General features: G+C 69.7%; 13 protein-coding genes. All 13 read left to right on the top strand.

Annotated elements, in window-relative coordinates:
• The first annotated feature begins 170 nt into the window (after positions 1 to 170).
• The 13 genes from EAO75_RS21870 (at position 171) to EAO75_RS21930 (ending at position 16,080) form a co-directional block, all read left to right on the top strand.
• The gene (locus tag EAO75_RS21870) at positions 171 to 839 is read left to right on the top strand and encodes a GntR family transcriptional regulator (protein WP_147996749.1); all 669 of its coding nucleotides are present in this window, start codon (positions 171 to 173) and stop codon (positions 837 to 839) included.
• The gene (locus EAO75_RS21875; RefSeq protein ID WP_147996750.1) at positions 836 to 1,744 is read left to right on the top strand and encodes a dihydrodipicolinate synthase family protein; all 909 of its coding nucleotides are present in this window, start codon (positions 836 to 838) and stop codon (positions 1,742 to 1,744) included. The genes EAO75_RS21870 and EAO75_RS21875 overlap by 4 nt, the downstream gene beginning before the upstream one ends.
• Entirely contained in the window at positions 1,741 to 3,489 is a 1,749-nt protein-coding gene (gene araD, locus EAO75_RS21880) for an L-arabinonate dehydratase (protein ID WP_147996751.1), read from the top strand. The genes EAO75_RS21875 and araD overlap by 4 nt, the downstream gene beginning before the upstream one ends.
• Before the next feature lie 97 nt (positions 3,490 to 3,586).
• Positions 3,587 to 4,522, top strand: coding sequence for a carbohydrate ABC transporter permease (locus tag EAO75_RS21885; RefSeq protein ID WP_147996752.1), 936 nt, complete (start codon positions 3,587 to 3,589; stop codon positions 4,520 to 4,522).
• The gene (locus EAO75_RS21890) at positions 4,519 to 5,415 is read left to right on the top strand and encodes a carbohydrate ABC transporter permease (RefSeq protein ID WP_147996753.1); all 897 of its coding nucleotides are present in this window, start codon (positions 4,519 to 4,521) and stop codon (positions 5,413 to 5,415) included. Before EAO75_RS21885 ends, EAO75_RS21890 begins: the two co-directional genes overlap by 4 nt.
• A 95-nt stretch (positions 5,416 to 5,510) precedes the next feature.
• Positions 5,511 to 6,836, top strand: coding sequence for a polysaccharide lyase family 1 protein (locus EAO75_RS21895; protein WP_261989378.1), 1,326 nt, complete (start codon positions 5,511 to 5,513; stop codon positions 6,834 to 6,836).
• Positions 6,833 to 8,002 (top strand): Gfo/Idh/MocA family protein, encoded by a 1,170-nt coding sequence (locus tag EAO75_RS21900; RefSeq protein WP_147996754.1) that lies wholly within the window; start codon positions 6,833 to 6,835, stop codon positions 8,000 to 8,002. The genes EAO75_RS21895 and EAO75_RS21900 overlap by 4 nt, the downstream gene beginning before the upstream one ends.
• Positions 8,002 to 8,847, top strand: coding sequence for a PmoA family protein (locus EAO75_RS21905; RefSeq protein WP_147996755.1), 846 nt, complete (start codon positions 8,002 to 8,004; stop codon positions 8,845 to 8,847). The genes EAO75_RS21900 and EAO75_RS21905 overlap by 1 nt, the downstream gene beginning before the upstream one ends.
• On the top strand, positions 8,844 to 10,352 hold the full coding sequence (locus EAO75_RS21910; RefSeq protein WP_147996756.1) for a glycoside hydrolase 43 family protein: 1,509 nt from the start codon (positions 8,844 to 8,846) through the stop codon (positions 10,350 to 10,352). The genes EAO75_RS21905 and EAO75_RS21910 overlap by 4 nt, the downstream gene beginning before the upstream one ends.
• A 33-nt stretch (positions 10,353 to 10,385) precedes the next feature.
• Entirely contained in the window at positions 10,386 to 12,401 is a 2,016-nt protein-coding gene (locus EAO75_RS21915; RefSeq protein ID WP_147996757.1) for a pectinesterase family protein, read from the top strand.
• 49 nt (positions 12,402 to 12,450) lie between these two features.
• The gene (locus EAO75_RS21920; RefSeq protein WP_147996758.1) at positions 12,451 to 13,800 is read left to right on the top strand and encodes an ABC transporter substrate-binding protein; all 1,350 of its coding nucleotides are present in this window, start codon (positions 12,451 to 12,453) and stop codon (positions 13,798 to 13,800) included.
• A gap of 129 nt (positions 13,801 to 13,929) precedes the next feature.
• Positions 13,930 to 14,736, top strand: coding sequence for a rhamnogalacturonan acetylesterase (locus EAO75_RS21925; RefSeq protein WP_147996759.1), 807 nt, complete (start codon positions 13,930 to 13,932; stop codon positions 14,734 to 14,736).
• A gap of 30 nt (positions 14,737 to 14,766) precedes the next feature.
• Complete coding sequence (locus EAO75_RS21930) at positions 14,767 to 16,080, top strand: polysaccharide lyase family 1 protein (protein WP_147996760.1); 1,314 nt, start codon at positions 14,767 to 14,769, stop codon at positions 16,078 to 16,080.
• Positions 16,081 to 16,083: the final 3 nt, after the last annotated feature.

Genomic DNA, 16,083 nt, shown 5'->3' on the forward strand with positions numbered 1-16,083 from the left:
CCAACTCCCGGCCGGCCCCCTCCACTTCCTTTTGTCAGAAGCATTGACGAAACGCGGGGCCCCTCCTACCTTCATCGCGTCGTACCTCGTACGTCATATATGAGACGCGATACGTGAGATCCGATACGCGAGCCCACCCCCTGGGCCCCGCGAAGATCCGAGAGGCGCGCATGACCGCTGTGCCCACGCCGATCCCCTCCCGCACGCAGTTCGTGCTGGAGGAGATCAAACGCCGCATCCTCACCGGGCAGTTGACGCCGGGTCAGGCCTTGGTGGAGACCGAGCTCGCCGCGCAGTTCGGGGTGTCGAAGACCCCGGTGCGCGAGGCGCTCAAGACGCTCGCCGGGACCGGGCTGGTCGTGATGAACCAGTACAAGGGCGTCACGGTGCGCATGGTGGACGCGGACATGGCGCGCGAGGTCTACGACGTGCGGCTGCTGCTGGAGCCCGAGGCGCTCAAGCGGGCCGTGCGGCGCGGAGCCTCCCTCGACGCCGCCCGCGACGCGCTGACCCGGGCCGACGAGGCCGACGACACCGCCGAACGCTCCCTCGCCAACCGGGAGTTCCACCGCGCCCTCTACCTGCCGTGCGGCAACCCGCTGCTCGGCCGGATGCTCGACGAGGTCCGCGACCAGGCCGCCCTCGTCTCCGCCGTCGCCTGGGCCGCCTCCCCCTCCTGGGAGCGCGAGGCCGGCGAGCACCGGGAGATTTTGCGGCTGGCGCTCGAAGGGGACGCGGACGGCGCCGCGCGCGCCCTGCACGCCCACATCGCGTCGTTCGTGCAACGGGCCTTCCCGGACGCGGGAGTCGAGGCCCAGGGAGAGGACGGTCCGGCATGACAGCGACGTTCGAGCCCCAGCGGACGGCCCTGGCCGACGTGGTGGCGATCCCGGTGACCCCGTTCGCCGAGGACGGCCGCGTGGACCAGGACGCCCACCGGGCCCTGCTGCGTCGTCTGCTCGACGGGGGCGTCACCACCCTCACCCCCAATGGCAACACCGGCGAGTTCTACACCCTCACCCCCGAAGAGCGCCGCCTCGTCACCGAGTTGACCATCGAGGAGGCGGGGGAGCGCGCCGCCATTCTCGTCGGCGTCGGCCACGACGTGCCCACCGCCGTCGCCTCCGCACAGCACGCCCGCGAACTCGGCGCGCAGATGGTGATGGTCCACCAGCCCGTCCACCCCTACGTCTCTCAGAGCGGCTGGGTCGACTACCACCGTGCCATCGCCGCGGCCGTGCCCGAGCTCGGCGTCGTGCCGTACATCCGCAACGCCCAGCTCGGCGGTGCCCGCCTCGCCGAACTCGGCGACGCCTGTCCGAACGTCATCGGCGTGAAGTACGCCGTCCCGGACGCCGCCAAGTTCGCGGCCTTCGCGCGGGACGCGGGGCTCGACCGCTTCGTGTGGGTCGCGGGTCTCGCCGAGCCGTACGCCCCCTCGTACTTCTCCGCGGGAGCGACGGGCTTCACCTCCGGACTCGTGAACGTCGCCCCGTCCGTCTCGCTGAACATGATTGAAGCGCTTCGATCCGGCGACTATCCGGCCGCCATGAAGGTCTGGGAGCAGATCCGCCGCTTCGAGGAGCTGCGCGCCGCGAACGGCTCCGCCGACAACGTCACCGTCGTCAAGGAGGCCCTCGCCTCCCTCGGCCTGTGCCGCCGCGACGTGCGCCCGCCGAGCAGGGAACTGCCCGAGGACGGGCGCGCCGAGGTCGCCGCCATCGCCGCCGGGTGGTCCATATGACCGACAGGATCGATACGACCGGCAGAAAGCGCCCCGAAGAACTCAGAAGCCATCAGTGGTACGGCACCGAGGGCCAGCTGCGCACCTGGTCGCACAACGCCCGCATGCGCCAGCTGGGATACGAGGCGGAGGAATACCGGGGCCGTCCCGTGATCGCCGTCCTCAACACCTGGTCGGACATCAACCCCTGCCACGTCCATCTGCGCGAGCGCGCCGAGGCGGTCAAGCGGGGGGTGTGGCAGGCCGGGGGCTTCCCGCTCGAATTCCCGGTCGCCACGCTCTCCGAGACGTACCAGAAGCCGACTCCGATGCTCTACCGCAACCTCCTCGCCATGGAGACGGAGGAGCTGCTGAGGTCGTACCCGATCGACGCGGCGGTGCTGCTCGGGGGCTGCGACAAGTCGACACCGGCGCTGCTCATGGGCGCGGCCTCGGCCGACGTACCGTCGATCTTCGTGCCCGCGGGGCCGATGCTGCCGGGGCACTGGCGCGGTGAGACCCTCGGGTCCGGTACCGACATGTGGAAGTACTGGGACGAGCACCGCGCCGGCAACCTGACCGACTGCGAACTCCGCGAACTCCAGGGCGGGTTGGCGCGCTCACCCGGTCACTGCATGACCATGGGGACCGCGTCCACGATGACCGCGGCTGCGGAAGCCCTCGGCATGACGCTGCCCGGCGCCTCCTCGATCCCCGCCGTCGACTCCGGGCACGAGCGCATGGCCGCCGCCTCCGGGCGCCGCGCCGTGGAGCTCGCGTGGACCGGCCTCCAGCCGTCCGGGATCCTCACCCGCGAGGCCTTCGAGGACGCCGTCACCACGGTGCTGGGGCTCGGCGGCTCCACCAACGCGGTCATCCATCTCATCGCGATGGCCGGACGCTCCCAAGTGCCGCTCACCCTCGACGACTTCGACCGCATCGCCCGCACCGTCCCGGTGCTGGCGAATGTGCGGCCCGGCGGACAGACGTACCTCATGGAGGACTTCCACTTCGCCGGCGGTCTGCCCGCCTTCCTCTCCCGGATCACCGACCTGCTGCACCTGGACCGGCCGACGGTCAACGGCACCCTGCGGGAGCAGCTCCAGGGCGCCGTCGTCCACCACGACGACGTCATCCGCACCCGCGAGAACCCGGTCGCCGGCGAGGGCGGCGTCGCCGTGCTGCGCGGCAACCTCTGCCCGGACGGCGCCGTCATCAAGCACATCTCCGCCGAACGGCACCTGCTGAAGCACACCGGGACCGCAGTCGTCTTCGACGACTACAAGACAATGCAGCGGACCGTCAACGACCCGTCGCTGGGCATCACCGCCGACAGTGTGCTGGTACTGCGCAACGCCGGGCCCAAGGGCGGCCCGGGCATGCCCGAGTACGGCATGCTGCCGATCCCCGACCATCTGCTGAAGCAGGGCGTACGGGACATGGTGCGGATCTCCGACGCCCGGATGAGCGGGACGAGTTACGGCGCGTGTGTGCTGCACGTGGCGCCGGAGTCGTACGTCGGCGGGCCGCTGGCCCTGGTCCGGACAGGGGACACCATCACCCTGGACGTCGAGGCCCGCACCCTCCAACTCGACGTGGACGACGAGGAGTTGGAGCGCCGCCGGGCCGAGTGGGCACCGCCGCCCGCGCGCTACGAGCGCGGCTACGGCGCGCTCTACAACGGACAGATCACCCAGGCCGACACCGGCTGTGACTTCGAGTTCCTCGCGCGGCCCGGCAAGGTGCAGGACCCGTACGCCGGTTGAACCACCCCCTCGACCGCAGCTCAGCTCTGTTTGGTCGAGATCCCGAACGATGATCGGAAAGCGCTTCCGGTACGACGCACGAGAACGGAGAACTGTCATGGCCCAAGCCGCAGCCGTGGCGAAACCGCCCGCGCCACCCCGGCGGCGCCGTACCTCCGCCACCCCGCGCAGGCTCCCGTATCTGCTGATCGCCCCGGCGAGCCTGCTCATGCTGGGTTTCATCGCCTACCCGGTGATCAGCGTCTTCTACTACAGCCTGCAGGAGTACAACCCCACCAAGCCGTGGCGGAACGGCTTCACCGGCTTCGACAACTTCGTCCACGCCTTCACCGAGGACCCGCTGTTCTGGGACACGCTGGTCTTCAGCGCCAAGTGGGTGTTCGTCGAGGTCGGGCTCCAGCTGCTGTTCGGGCTCGCGCTCGCGCTGATCGTCAACCAGACCTTCGTGGGCCGGGGGTTGGGCCGCGCGCTCGTGTTCTCCCCGTGGGCCGTCTCCGGCGTGCTGACCTCGGCGATCTGGGTGCTGCTCTACAACTCCCAGACCGGCATCACCCGTTACCTCGCCGACGTCGGCATCGGCTCCTACGGCACCAGCTGGCTGTCGGACACCTCCACCGTGTTCCCGGCGGCGATCGTCGCCGACCTGTGGCGCGGCGTGCCCTTCTTCGCGATCCTCATCCTCGCCGACCTCCAGTCCGTCTCGAAGGACCTGTACGAGGCCGCCGAGGTCGACGGGGCCGGCCGCATCAAGCAGTTCTGGCACATCACGCTGCCCCACCTCAAGGACGCGATCGTCCTGTCCACGCTGCTGCGCGCGGTGTGGGAGTTCAACAACGTCGACCTGCTCTACACCCTGACCGGCGGCGGACCGGCGGGCGAGACCACGACACTCCCGCTCTACATCGCCAACACCAGCGTCGACGCACACAACTTCGGCTACGCGTCCGCCCTGACGACGRTCGCGTTCGTGATCCTGCTCTTCTGCTCGATGGTCTATCTGCGGCTGAGCAAGTTCGGAGGTGAGGACAAGTGAGCGTCAAGGAAGCCACTCAGGTCGCGCCGGCGCCCGTGCCGGCCGCCCCCGAACCGCCCCGTCCGCGCAAGAAGCACCGCGCCTACGACGAGGTCCCGCGCTGGCAGATCTACCTCCCGCTGTCGATCTACCTGGTCTTCACCCTGATCCCCTTCTACTGGATCCTGCTCTTCTCCCTGCGCCCGGCCGGCTCGACCTCGCTCGTGCCCTGGCCGATGACCTTCGACCACTTCGAGAAGGTCTGGACGGAGCGGTCGTTCGGTACGTACTTCCAGAACAGCGTCCTCGTCGGCCTCGCCACCCTGCTGATGACGACCCTCGTCGCGCTGGCCGGCGGCTATGCCCTCGCGCGCTTCAACTTCAAGATCAAGCGGGCCTTCATGCTCGCCCTGCTCTGCTCCCAGTTCGTGCCGGGCGCGCTGCTCCTGGTGCCGCTGTTCGAGATCTTCGCCGAACTCCAGATGATCAACTCGCTGGGCAGCGTCATCATCGCGGAGACGGTCTTCCAGCTGCCGCTGTCGATGATCCTGATCAGCAACTTCATCAAGAACGTGCCGTACTCCCTGGAGGAGGCGGCCTGGGTCGACGGCTGCAACCGGATGACGGCGTTCAGGATCGTCGTGCTGCCCCTGCTGCGGCCCGGTCTGATCGCCGTCGGCTCCTTCGCCTTCGTGCACTCCTGGAACCACTTCCTGTTCGCCCTGATGTTCCTCAACAACCAGGAGAAGCAGACCATCCCGGTCGGCCTCAACACCCTGATGGGCGCGGACAGCGTCGACCTCGGCGCGCTCGCCGCGGGCGGCATCATCGCGGCCGTACCCGTGGTGATCGTGTTCGCCTTCATCCAGAAGTGGCTGATCACCGGCTTCAGCGCGGGGGCGGTGAAGGGATGAGACTCCGTCACGCAGCTGCACTGACCGCTCTTTTGGGACTCCTGTGCGTCCCCGCCCACGCCGACGACGCCAAAAGCTCCGCTGGAGGTGCCGCGATGGGTCTTCAGTCGTCTGCGGCACCGTCGTGGCTGGTCGCGCCCCGCGGCGGAGCCGCATATCGATACAGCCCCGCGCCCCTTTCCGGCGCTGCCGACCCGCTGAGTGACATCAGCCGTGACACCCTCGCCCCGAACGACGGCTGGGCCGCGGCCGACGGTGGTACCACGGGGGGTTCCACCGCCGACGACGCCCACGTCTTCACCGTGCGCAACCGCAGTGAGCTGGTCCGCGCCCTCGACGCGGGCAGCGCCACGCCGAAGATCATCAGGATCGCCGGCACGATCGACGCCAACACCGACGGCGACGGCGACCACCTGGACTGCGCCGACTACGCGACCGACGGCTACAGCACGAGCAAGTACCTGGCCGCCTACGACCCCCGCACCTGGGGCTCCGCCAAGCCCAGTGGCCCGCAGGAGGAGGCCCGCCAGGCATCGGCGGCACGGCAGGCCGAGCGGATCGAGCTCACCGTCGGCTCCCACACCACCATCGTCGGGCTCGGTACCTCAGCCGTCCTCAAGGGCGCGAGCCTCCAGCTCAAGGACGCGCACAACGTCATCGTCCGCAACCTCGAACTCCGCGACGCCTACGACTGCTTCCCTGTGTGGCAGCCCAACACAGGCGGCCTCGGTGACTGGAAGACGGCGTACGACAACATATGGCTGCGCGGCGCCACACATGTGTGGATCGACCATGTGACCCTCAGCGACAAGGGCCACTTGGACGAGCAGGAGCCCACCTACTTCGGCCGCAACTACCTCCGCCACGACGGCCTGCTGGACATCACCAACGCCTCCGACCTGGTCACCGTCTCCTGGAGCCGGTTCGCCGACCACGACAAGGCGATGCTCATCGGCAACGGCGACACGGCCACCGGCGACCGCGGCAGGCTTCGCGTCACCCTGCACCACAACCAGTTCGAGTCCGTCGTCCAGCGCGCCCCACGCGTCCGCTTCGGGCAGGTGCACCTATACAACAACCGCTACGTCGTCCCGGCCGACGCGCACGACTACCGCTACTCGATCGGCGTGTCGACCGAGTCCGCGATCTTCGCGCAGAACAACGCCTTCCACACCCCGGGCCACATCGAGGTCGCCGACCTGGTCAAGAGCTGGAACGGCACCGCCCTGCACCAGTCAGGCACCCTCTTCAACCGCTATCCAGTGGACCTGCTCGCCATCTACAACGCCTACAACTCCGGCAGCGAGCGCGACCTCACGGCCGACGTCGGCTGGACACCTACCCTGCACACAAAGATCGACAGCGCCGAGGCGGCCGACCGGGCCGTGGCACGCGGCGCGGGCGCAGGGAGGATCCCATGAGCACTGCCGTACCCATCGTGCTGGCGGGCGCGCGCGGCCACGGCCGCTGGCACCTGGACAACATCCGCCGGCTCCAGGACAAGGGCATCGTGCGGCTGGCGGGGATCTGCGAGCTGACCCCGCTCAGCGAGGAGGAGCTCCCCGAGGGCCTCGTCACACCTTCGGGTGCGCCGGAGCAGTCCGCCGACTTCGGCGCACTCCTCGACTCCACCGGCGCGAGGGTCGCGGTCATCTGCACGCCGATCCCGACCCACACCGACCTCGCGCTGACGGCCGCGCGCAGGGGCGTGCACCTCCTGCTGGAGAAGCCGCCCGCCCCGTCGTACGCCGAGTTCCGGCGCATGGCCGACGGGGTCGCCGAGGCCGGGGTCGCCTGTCAGATCGGGTTCCAGTCACTGGGTTCGCACGCCGTGCCCGCGGTCCGGACGCTGATGGCCGAGGGCGCGATCGGCGAGATCGTCGGCATCGGCGGCGCGGGCGCCTGGGCGCGCCCCGAGGAGTACTACCGGCGCGCGCCCTGGGCGGGCAGGCGCAGGCTGAACGGCGTCGACGTCATCGACGGGGTGCTCACCAACCCCCTCGCGCACGCCGTCGCCACCGCCCTCGCGCTGGGCGGCACGGTGCACGCCGCCGACGTCACCGGCATCGAGACCGAGCTGCTGCGCGCCAACGACATCGAGTCCGACGACACCTCCTGCGTCCGCGTCACCACCAGGCAGGACCGCCCGGTCGTCGTCGCCGCGACGCTGTGCGCCGAGGACCCCGACGAGCCGTACGCCGTCGTCCACGGCGATCAAGGCCGGATCACCTTCTGGTACAAGCAGGACCGCGTCCTGCTCCAGCGGGCGGGCCGCGGCCCCGAGGAGTTCGAGTACGGCCGCACGGACCTGCTGGAGAACCTGGTCGAGCACCTGATCGACGGCACCGACCTGCTGGTCGCACCCGAGGTGACCGGCGCCTTCATGAGGGTCGTTGAAGCGATTCGGCGGGCCCCCGACCCGACCCCGCTGCCCGCCGACGCCTGGCACCTGCTCCCCGGCGAGCGGCGCCGGGTCGTGCCCGGCATCGACGGTCTGGTCGCGGCCGCCGCCGACACCCTCGCCCTCTACTCCGAGCTGGGCGCCCCCTGGGCGCTCCCGGCGCGAACGAAAGAGGTGAGCACCTGATGACTCCCCACGACACCGCGGTGCTGCGCGTCGCGGGCCGACCGGTCGGCCGGTACGTCACCCGGCCCGAACTGCCGGCCCGTCTCTCCCCGCGCCCGTATCTGCACCCCGTCACCACCCTGGCCGGCACGGCGGTCACCGAGATCGGCCCCGCCGACCACATACACCACCTCGGCGTCGGTGTGGCCGTTCCCGACGTCGAGGGGGCCAACTTCTGGGGCGGACGCACCTTCGTGCGCGACCAGGGCCCGACGGAGCTGGACAACCACGGCGCCCAGCGGCACTCCGCCTTCCAGCTGCGCGACCCCGACGGCTTCGTCGAGGAACTGCGCTGGGTCGCGGCGGGGGCCGAGCTGCTGCGCGAGCGCCGTACGGTCGCCGCCACCGAACTCACCCGGTTCGCCTGGGCGTTGGACTTCACCTTCTCCCTGACCAACGTCACCTCCGACCCGCTGTCGATCGGCAGCCCCGCCACCAACGGCCGCCCCGGCGCGGCATACGGCGGCTTCTTCTGGCGGGCCCGCAAGGAGGCGTCGGCGCCGGAGGTGTTCACCGTCGACCGCGAGGGCGAGCGGGAGATCCACGGGACGGCCGCCCCCTGGGTGGCGCTCGCGGGCTCCACCTGGACCCTGATCTTCGCCGGGGCCACCGAACAGACCCGCCGGGACCCGTGGTTCGTGCGTGCCGAGGAGTACCCCGGCGTCGGTTCCTCCCTCGCGTCGCGGGAACGGCTGCCGATCCCGCCCGGCGAGACCGCCGTACGCCGGATCGTCACCGTCGTCGCCGACGGCCGGGTCAGCCGGCTCGAAGCGGCGTCCCTGGTCCGCAAGGCGGTGAGCCCGTGACCACCGAGACGTACACCAACCCCGTCCTGAACGCCGACTGGTCCGACCCGGACGTCGTCCGCGTCGGGGACGACTTCTACCTCACCGCCTCCAGCTTCGGCCGCGCCCCGGGCCTTCCCCTCCTGCACTCCCGCGACCTGGTCCACTGGACCCTGGTCGGCCATGCGCTGGACCGCCTGGAACCGGCGCACGAGTTCACCGGGCCGCGCCACGACTGCGGGGTCTGGGCTCCGTCGCTCCGTCACCACGACGACCGCTTCTGGATCTTCTGGGGCGACCCCGACCAGGGCATCTTCCAGGTCAACGCCCCCGAGATCCGCGGCCCCTGGACCCGCCCGCGCCTGGTGAAGCCGGGCAAGGGCCTGATCGACCCCTGCCCCCTGTGGGACGACGAGACCGGCGAGGCCTACCTCGTGCACGCCTGGGCCAAGTCCCGCTCCGGCGTCAAGAACCGCCTCACCGGCCACCGGATGCACCCCGACGGCACCGAACTCCTCGACGACGGCAAGCTGATCGTCGACGGCGACCGCATCCCCGGCTGGTTCACCCTCGAAGGCCCCAAGCTCTACAAGCACGACGGCTGGTACTGGATCCTCGCGCCCGCCGGGGGAGTGGAGACCGGCTGGCAGGGCGCCTTCCGCTCACGCGGGTTCTTCGGGCCGTACGAGGAGAAGATCGTCCTCGAACAGAAGGACACCGACGTCAACGGCCCGCACCAGGGCGGCTGGGTGCGCACCCCGTCCGGTGAGGACTGGTTCCTGCACTTCCAGCAGCGCGGGGCGTACGGCAGGGTCGTGCACCTCCAGCCGATGCGCTGGGGTACGGACGGCTGGCCGGTGCTCGGCGACGACGGTGCCCCCGTCGCCGTACACCGCATGCCCGACCTGCCGCCGCAGCCGCCCGCCGCGCCCGCCACCGACGACGACTTCCCCGGCGGACGCTTCGGCCGCCAGTGGTCCTGGACCGCCAACCCCCAGGACGGCTGGGCCACCCAGCACTCCGGCGACGGTCTGAAACTGGCCTGCGTCCGCTCGGCCGACGCCCACGACCTGCGCTCAGTGCCGAGCGTCCTCACCCAGCGGCTGCCGGGCACGCCCTGCGCGATTCAGGTCGAACTGCGGCTGGACAGCCGGGAGCCGGGGGCGCGGGCGGGGCTCGCGGTGCTCGGGGACGCGTTCGGCTGGATCGGGCTCCAGCGGGACGCGGACGGGGAGGCGCATGTCGTGCACCGGTTCGCGGAGGCGGTCGCGGACAGGGAACGGGACGCCGATCACGCGCGGCTCGCCCCCGAGGGGTGGGTGCGGCTGCGGATCGAGATCGGGGCCGGGGCGCGGTGCCGGTTCTTCCACGACGTCGGACAGGGCCTGCGCCCGTCCGGTCCCGTCTTCGCCGCCACTGCCTGGCGCTGGGTCGGCGCTCTGCTCGGCCTGTTCGCCCTCGCGCCCGCCGGAGCAGGACACGCCGGCGCGGCAACCTTCTCGCACTTCAGGATCGACCCCCTGTAACGCACCTGACCCGTAAGCCTGTGGGGAGCCGCAATGACGCAGCACCTTGATAGCAAGCGCTTGCTGAATCCGAGACCGAGACCGCGACCGAGACCGAGACCGGGGCGCGGCCGAGTCCTGGCCGCCGTGCTCGGCCTGGTCGCCGCGCTGAGCCTCGGGGCGATCGGCGAGGCCGAGGCCGCGAGTCCGACGGCGACTTCGGCCTCTGCCGATCGCTGGTCCGACCGGCCCCACGGCTTCGCCTCCCTCGCCGGCGGCACCAGCGGAGGCGCCGGCGGCAAGGTCGTGACCGTCACGGACCAGGCAGCGCTGGTGAAGTACGCGGCGGCCGAAGAGCCGTACATCATCCGCGTGTCGGGTTCGATCGACGTCGAGCCCTTCGGGTCGGACATCGTGGTGACGTCGGACAAGACCCTCATCGGCGTCGGCGACACCGGCGAGATCGTGCACGGCGAACTGCACCTCAACCCCGGCACGAGCAACGTCATCATCCGCAACCTGACGATCCGCGACTCGTATGTCGAGGGCGACTGGGACGGCAAGACCACCGACTTCGACGCGATCCAGATGGACACCGTCGACCACGTGTGGATCGACCACAACCGCTTCACGCACATGGGCGACGGGCTGCTCGACATCCGCAAGGACAGCCAGTACATCACCGTCTCCTACAACCGGTTCAGCCATCACAACAAGGCCTTCGGGATCGGCTGGACGACGAACGTCCAGACGCAGATCACCATCGACCACAACTGGTTCACCGGCACCAAGCAGCGCAACCCGTCGGCCGACAACTGCGCCTACGCGCACCTGTACAACAACTACCTGTCCGCGCAGGTCGCCGACGGCGACCCGGTGTGGACGTACGGGAACTGGTCGCGCGGCAGGACGCGGATGGTCATCGAGAACAGCTACTACGACGGCGTCCAGCATCCCTATCAAGCCGACGCGACGGCCGAGTTGGTCGAGCACGGGTCGATCCTGAGGAACACGACGGGGCGGACCGACGAGTGGGGTGCCGCCTTCGAACCGCGGGAGTTCTACGACTACCGGCTGGATCCGGCGGCCGCCGTGCCGGCGCTGGTCAAGCGCTTCTCCGGGCCGCAGCCGCGGATCGGTGTGACCCTGCGGGTCCCGGGCGAGTACCCGACGGTGCAGTCGGCTGTGGACGCCGTGCCCGACGCGAACGCCTCCGCCGTGACGATCGCGGTGGCGCCGGGGACGTACCGCGAGAAGGTGTTCGTTCCCGCGACCAAGCCGAACATCGTCCTGAAGGGGACCGGACGGGACCGGTCCGACACCGTCATCGTCCACGACACGCCCGCCGCGTACGGGGGTTCGACGGGGAGCGCGACGGTCCGGATCGCCGCCGACGACGTCACCGCCCGCAACCTCACCTTCAGCAACGACTTCGACGAGGCCGCGCACGAGCTGAACGGCGAGCAGGCGCTGGCGATGAAGACGACGGGTGACCGGATCGTCTTCGACGACACCGCCTTCCTGGGCAACCAGGACACGCTGATGACCCACAGCCCCGGGCTGGACGTGATCAGCCGGGTCTATCTGCGCGACGCGTATATCGAGGGCGACGTCGACTTCCTCTACGGGCGGGCGACCACCGTCATCGAGCGGTCCGTGATCCGTGCGCTGAGCCGGGGCTCGGACAGCAACAACGGCTACCTCACCGCCGCTTCGACCTGGACGGGCAACCGGTACGGGTTTCTGATCACCGGCTCGAAGGTCGTGAGCGACGCCCCGGCCGGGACGTTCCATCTGGGGCGGCCCTGGCATCCGGGCGGTGAACCCGCGGCGGTCGCCCAGGTGCTGATCCGCAACACCGAGCTGCCCGCCGCGATCAAGTCCTCGCCCTGGACCGACATGAGCGGGTTCTCGTGGAAGGACGCGCGGTTCGCCGAGTACCGGAACTTCGGACCGGGCGCGGCCGTGACCGCGGACCGGCCGCAGATGAGCGAGGACGAGGCACGGGTCCACACCGTCGCCGACTACCTCCAGGGCACCGACGGCTGGGCGCCGTACGCCCGTCACTGACCCCCACACCCGCATGTCTTTGCCGGATCCAGAAGAAGAGAGCCGACCAATGAAGATCAGCATCCGCAGAAGCAGGCGCGCCGCCACGGCCGTCGTCCTGGGGTCCGTCCTCGCCCTGACCGCCACCGCCTGCGGCGACGACGGCAGCAGCGCGGGCGGCGACAAGGGCGCCGAGGGCAGCGGCAAGGGAAAGATCGTCTTCTGGGACAACAACGGCGGTGTCCGCACCGACATCTGGAAGGAGATCATCGCCGACTTCGAGAAGGTGAACCCGGACATCAAGGTCGAGTACGTCGGGATCCCGTCCACCGACTACCAGTCCAAGGTCGACACCGCCATCCAGGGCGGCGGCCTGCCGGACGTCGGCGGTGTCGGCGCGGCGATGCTCGCCGGGTTCGCCGCGCAGAACGCGCTGGAGCCGCTGGACGACCGGCTCGCGGCCTCCGCCCTGAACGGCAAGCTCAACGAGGACATGGTCACCTCGCTGACCGCCGCGGGCGGCGGTGACGGCAAGCTGTACTCGATTCCGACCTCGGCGAACAACGGTGTGCTGTACTACCGCACCGATCTGTTCAAGAAGGCCGGGCTGGACGAGCCGACGACATGGGACAAGTTCTACGCCGCCGCGCAGAAGCTGACCAACAGCGGGAAGAACGAGTTCGGGTACACGATCCGTGGTGGTGCCGGGTCCATCGCGCAGGCGCTGGACGCGATGTACGGGCAGTCCGGGATCACGTCCTTCTGGGACGCGAGCGGTGCGAAGACGACCGTCAACGACCCGAAGAACGTGGCCGCGCTGGAGAAATACGCCGCGCTCTTCAAGAAGGTCACTCCGGCCGCCGACCTCAACAACGACTTCACCAAGATGGTCGCCCAGTGGGACTCCGGCACGATCGGGATGCTGAACCACAATCTCGGGTCGTACCAGGACCATGTGAAGGCGCTCGGAACCGAGAAGTTCCGGGGGATTCCGCAGCCGGTCGGCTCCGCCGGCAAGCGGGTTCAGGTGTCCAACCCCGTTGACGGGATGGGCCTGTTCAAGAACTCCAAGAACAAGGACGCCGCCTGGAAGTTCATCGAGTTCGCGACGTCGCGGGCGGAGAACTCGAAGTTCAACGAGGCGGCGGGGCAGGTGCCGTCCAACAACGATGCCGCCAAGGATGCGTGGATTTCTGAGGCCGAGCCCACGAAGTTGGCTGCCGCCKCGTTGACTGACGGGTCTACGACGATCGTGCAGTTGCCGTACTACCTGCCTGACTGGAACACGATCTCCAAGGCCGACAACGAGCCGAACTTCCAGAAGGTGCTCAACGGGGACATGAGCGCGAAGGACTTCCTGGACACCATGGCCGGTCAGCTGAATGAGGCTCAGGCCGAATGGACCTCGCGTAACGGCTGAGAGCTCGGTTGGTTCTGTGCGCGGCCGGCCGCGGGTTGGTGGTGGCTGGTCGCGCCCACGCGGCGGAGCCGCAAATCGATACAGCCCCGCGCCCCTGGGGGGTGCCCCCCCGCGCTGAAAGGCACCCTTGTGTCTCTTACCCGTAGACAGGTCGGTCTGGCGGCTGCCGCCGCCGTTCCTCTCGCCCTCTCGGGCATCGGTACCGCCGAGGCAAGTCAGCGCCATCGCACCCGCACCCTTTACGTCGCCGGTGATTCCACCGCCGCCCAGAAATACGCCGACGCCGCTCCCGAGACGGGGTGGGGCATGGCACTGCCCTTCTTTCTGCGCGAGCAGTTGCCGGTCGCCAATCATGCGGTGAACGGGCGCAGTTCCAAGAGCTTCGTCGATGAAGGGCGGCTCGATGCCATCCTTCAGGTCATTCGGCCCGGTGACCTCCTGCTGATCCAGTTCGCGCACAACGACGAGAAGGACACCGATCCCGCTCGGTACACCGAGCCCTGGACGACGTACCAGGACTATCTGCGGCTGTACGTCGACGGCGCCCGTGCGCGGGGCGCCCGGCCCGTGCTGGCCACCGCCGTCGAGCGGCGCCGTTTCGACGCGGGCGGCAACGCCCTGCCGACCCACGGCGACTACCCGGCGGCGATGCGCGCGCTCGCCCGCGAGGAGCGCGTCGCGCTGCTCGACATCCAGGCGCTGTCGCTCGCGTTGTGGCAGGAGCTCGGGGTCGAGGGGACGAAGACGTACTTCAACTGGACCGCCACCGAGCAGGACAACACGCACTTCAATCCGCCCGGCGCCATCGCCGTGGCGCGTCTCGGCGCGCGGGAGCTGCTGCGCACGCGCGTGCTGGCGGCGCGGAACGTGCGCCGGCTGGACGACGAGATCCCGGAGTCGTGGATCACCTGGCCGCAGGCCACCGCCACCGCATAACCCCCCGACCGTGGAGGAGAGAGCCGCACAATGAACACACAGACATGGCATGGGCATGCCACAACGAGAGTTGCCGTCCTGGTCGGCTGCACGGCTCTGGTGCTCGGCCTCACCGGCACCGGGGCGCAGGCCGGAGCCCGTGACCTCGGGCGTGAGGTCCTCGCCGCCGGTGACGGTTGGGGCTCGCAGGGCGCCGGCACGACCGGCGGGTCGGCCGCCGACGCCGCGCACGTCTACACCGTCACCACCTGGGCGCAGTTCCGGCAGGCGCTCGCCGACGGCGGCAGTGCACCCAGGATCATCAAGGTCAAGGGCATGATCGACGCCGTGTCGGAGGGGTGCGACGCGTTCGCGGCCGAGGGCTACGACTTCCAGCGGTACCTCGCCGACTACGACCCGGCCGTGTGGGGACACGACAACCCAGTCAGCGGGGAACAGGAGGACCTGCGGGCCGCGTCCGCCGCCCGCCAGGACCAGGCCACCAAGGCAAACGTCCCCGCCAACACCACCATCGTCGGGGTCGGCAAGGGCTCCGGCATCCTCGGCGGCAGCCTCCAGATCAAGGGCGTCGACAACGTCATCCTGCGCAACCTCACCATCGAGGCCCCCATCGACTGCTTCCCGCAGTGGGACCCGACCGACGACAACAAGACCGGCGCCTGGAACTCCGAGTACGACGGCGTGGTGGTGTACGGATCCGCCCATGTGTGGATCGACCACAACACACTCACCGACGGCCGCTACCCCGACAGCTCCCTGCCGTCGTACTTCGGCAAGGTCTACCAGCAGCACGACGGGCTCCTCGACGTCGTGCGCGGCGCCAACCACGTGACCGTGTCCTGGAACTCCTTCGAGGACCACGACAAGACCATGCTGATCGGCAACAGCGACAGCGCGGGCTCGACCGACACCGGCAAGCTCAAGGTCACCCTGCACCACAACCGCTTCGAGGGGATCGTCGAGCGGGCGCCGCGCGTACGGTTCGGGCAGGTCGACTCGTACAACAACCACTTCGTCATCACCGAGGACCAGAACTTCGCGTACGTCTTCGGCGTCGGCGCCTCCTCTCAGCTGTACGCCACGCACAACGCCCTGACGCTGGCCTCCGGCGTCAGCGTCGGCAAGGCGCTGAAGAAGTGGAACGAGGCACCGCTCACCGCCGAGAACAACTACGTCAACGGCACGCCGACGGACCTCATCGCCGTCCACAACGCCGAGATCCCCGGCGAGATCCTCCAGTCCGGTGCCGTCCGTCGAGGTCACGGCGGCCTGCACGGACGTGAAGTCGCCCTGGCCGCCAGGGTGGACGTACAGGGTCCGCGGGGTCGGGCGGGCGGCCGGTGAACC

The sequence above is a fragment of the Streptomyces sp. UW30 genome (assembly GCF_008042075.1).
Taxonomy (GTDB): domain Bacteria; phylum Actinomycetota; class Actinomycetes; order Streptomycetales; family Streptomycetaceae; genus Streptomyces.

Bases quoted from the DNA above. Each gene is read 5' to 3' on its own strand.
- EAO75_RS21870 (WP_147996749.1), top strand. From the start codon at position 171: ATGACCGCTGTGCCCACGCCGATCCCCTCCCGCACGCAGTTCGTGCTG.
- EAO75_RS21875 (WP_147996750.1), top strand. From the start codon at position 836: ATGACAGCGACGTTCGAGCCCCAGCGGACGGCCCTGGCCGACGTGGTG.
- araD (WP_147996751.1), top strand. From the start codon at position 1,741: ATGACCGACAGGATCGATACGACCGGCAGAAAGCGCCCCGAAGAACTC.
- EAO75_RS21895 (WP_261989378.1), top strand. From the start codon at position 5,511: ATGGGTCTTCAGTCGTCTGCGGCACCGTCGTGGCTGGTCGCGCCCCGC.
- EAO75_RS21900 (WP_147996754.1), top strand. From the start codon at position 6,833: ATGAGCACTGCCGTACCCATCGTGCTGGCGGGCGCGCGCGGCCACGGC.
- EAO75_RS21905 (WP_147996755.1), top strand. From the start codon at position 8,002: ATGACTCCCCACGACACCGCGGTGCTGCGCGTCGCGGGCCGACCGGTC.
- EAO75_RS21915 (WP_147996757.1), top strand. From the start codon at position 10,386: ATGACGCAGCACCTTGATAGCAAGCGCTTGCTGAATCCGAGACCGAGA.
- EAO75_RS21930 (WP_147996760.1), top strand. From the start codon at position 14,767: ATGAACACACAGACATGGCATGGGCATGCCACAACGAGAGTTGCCGTC.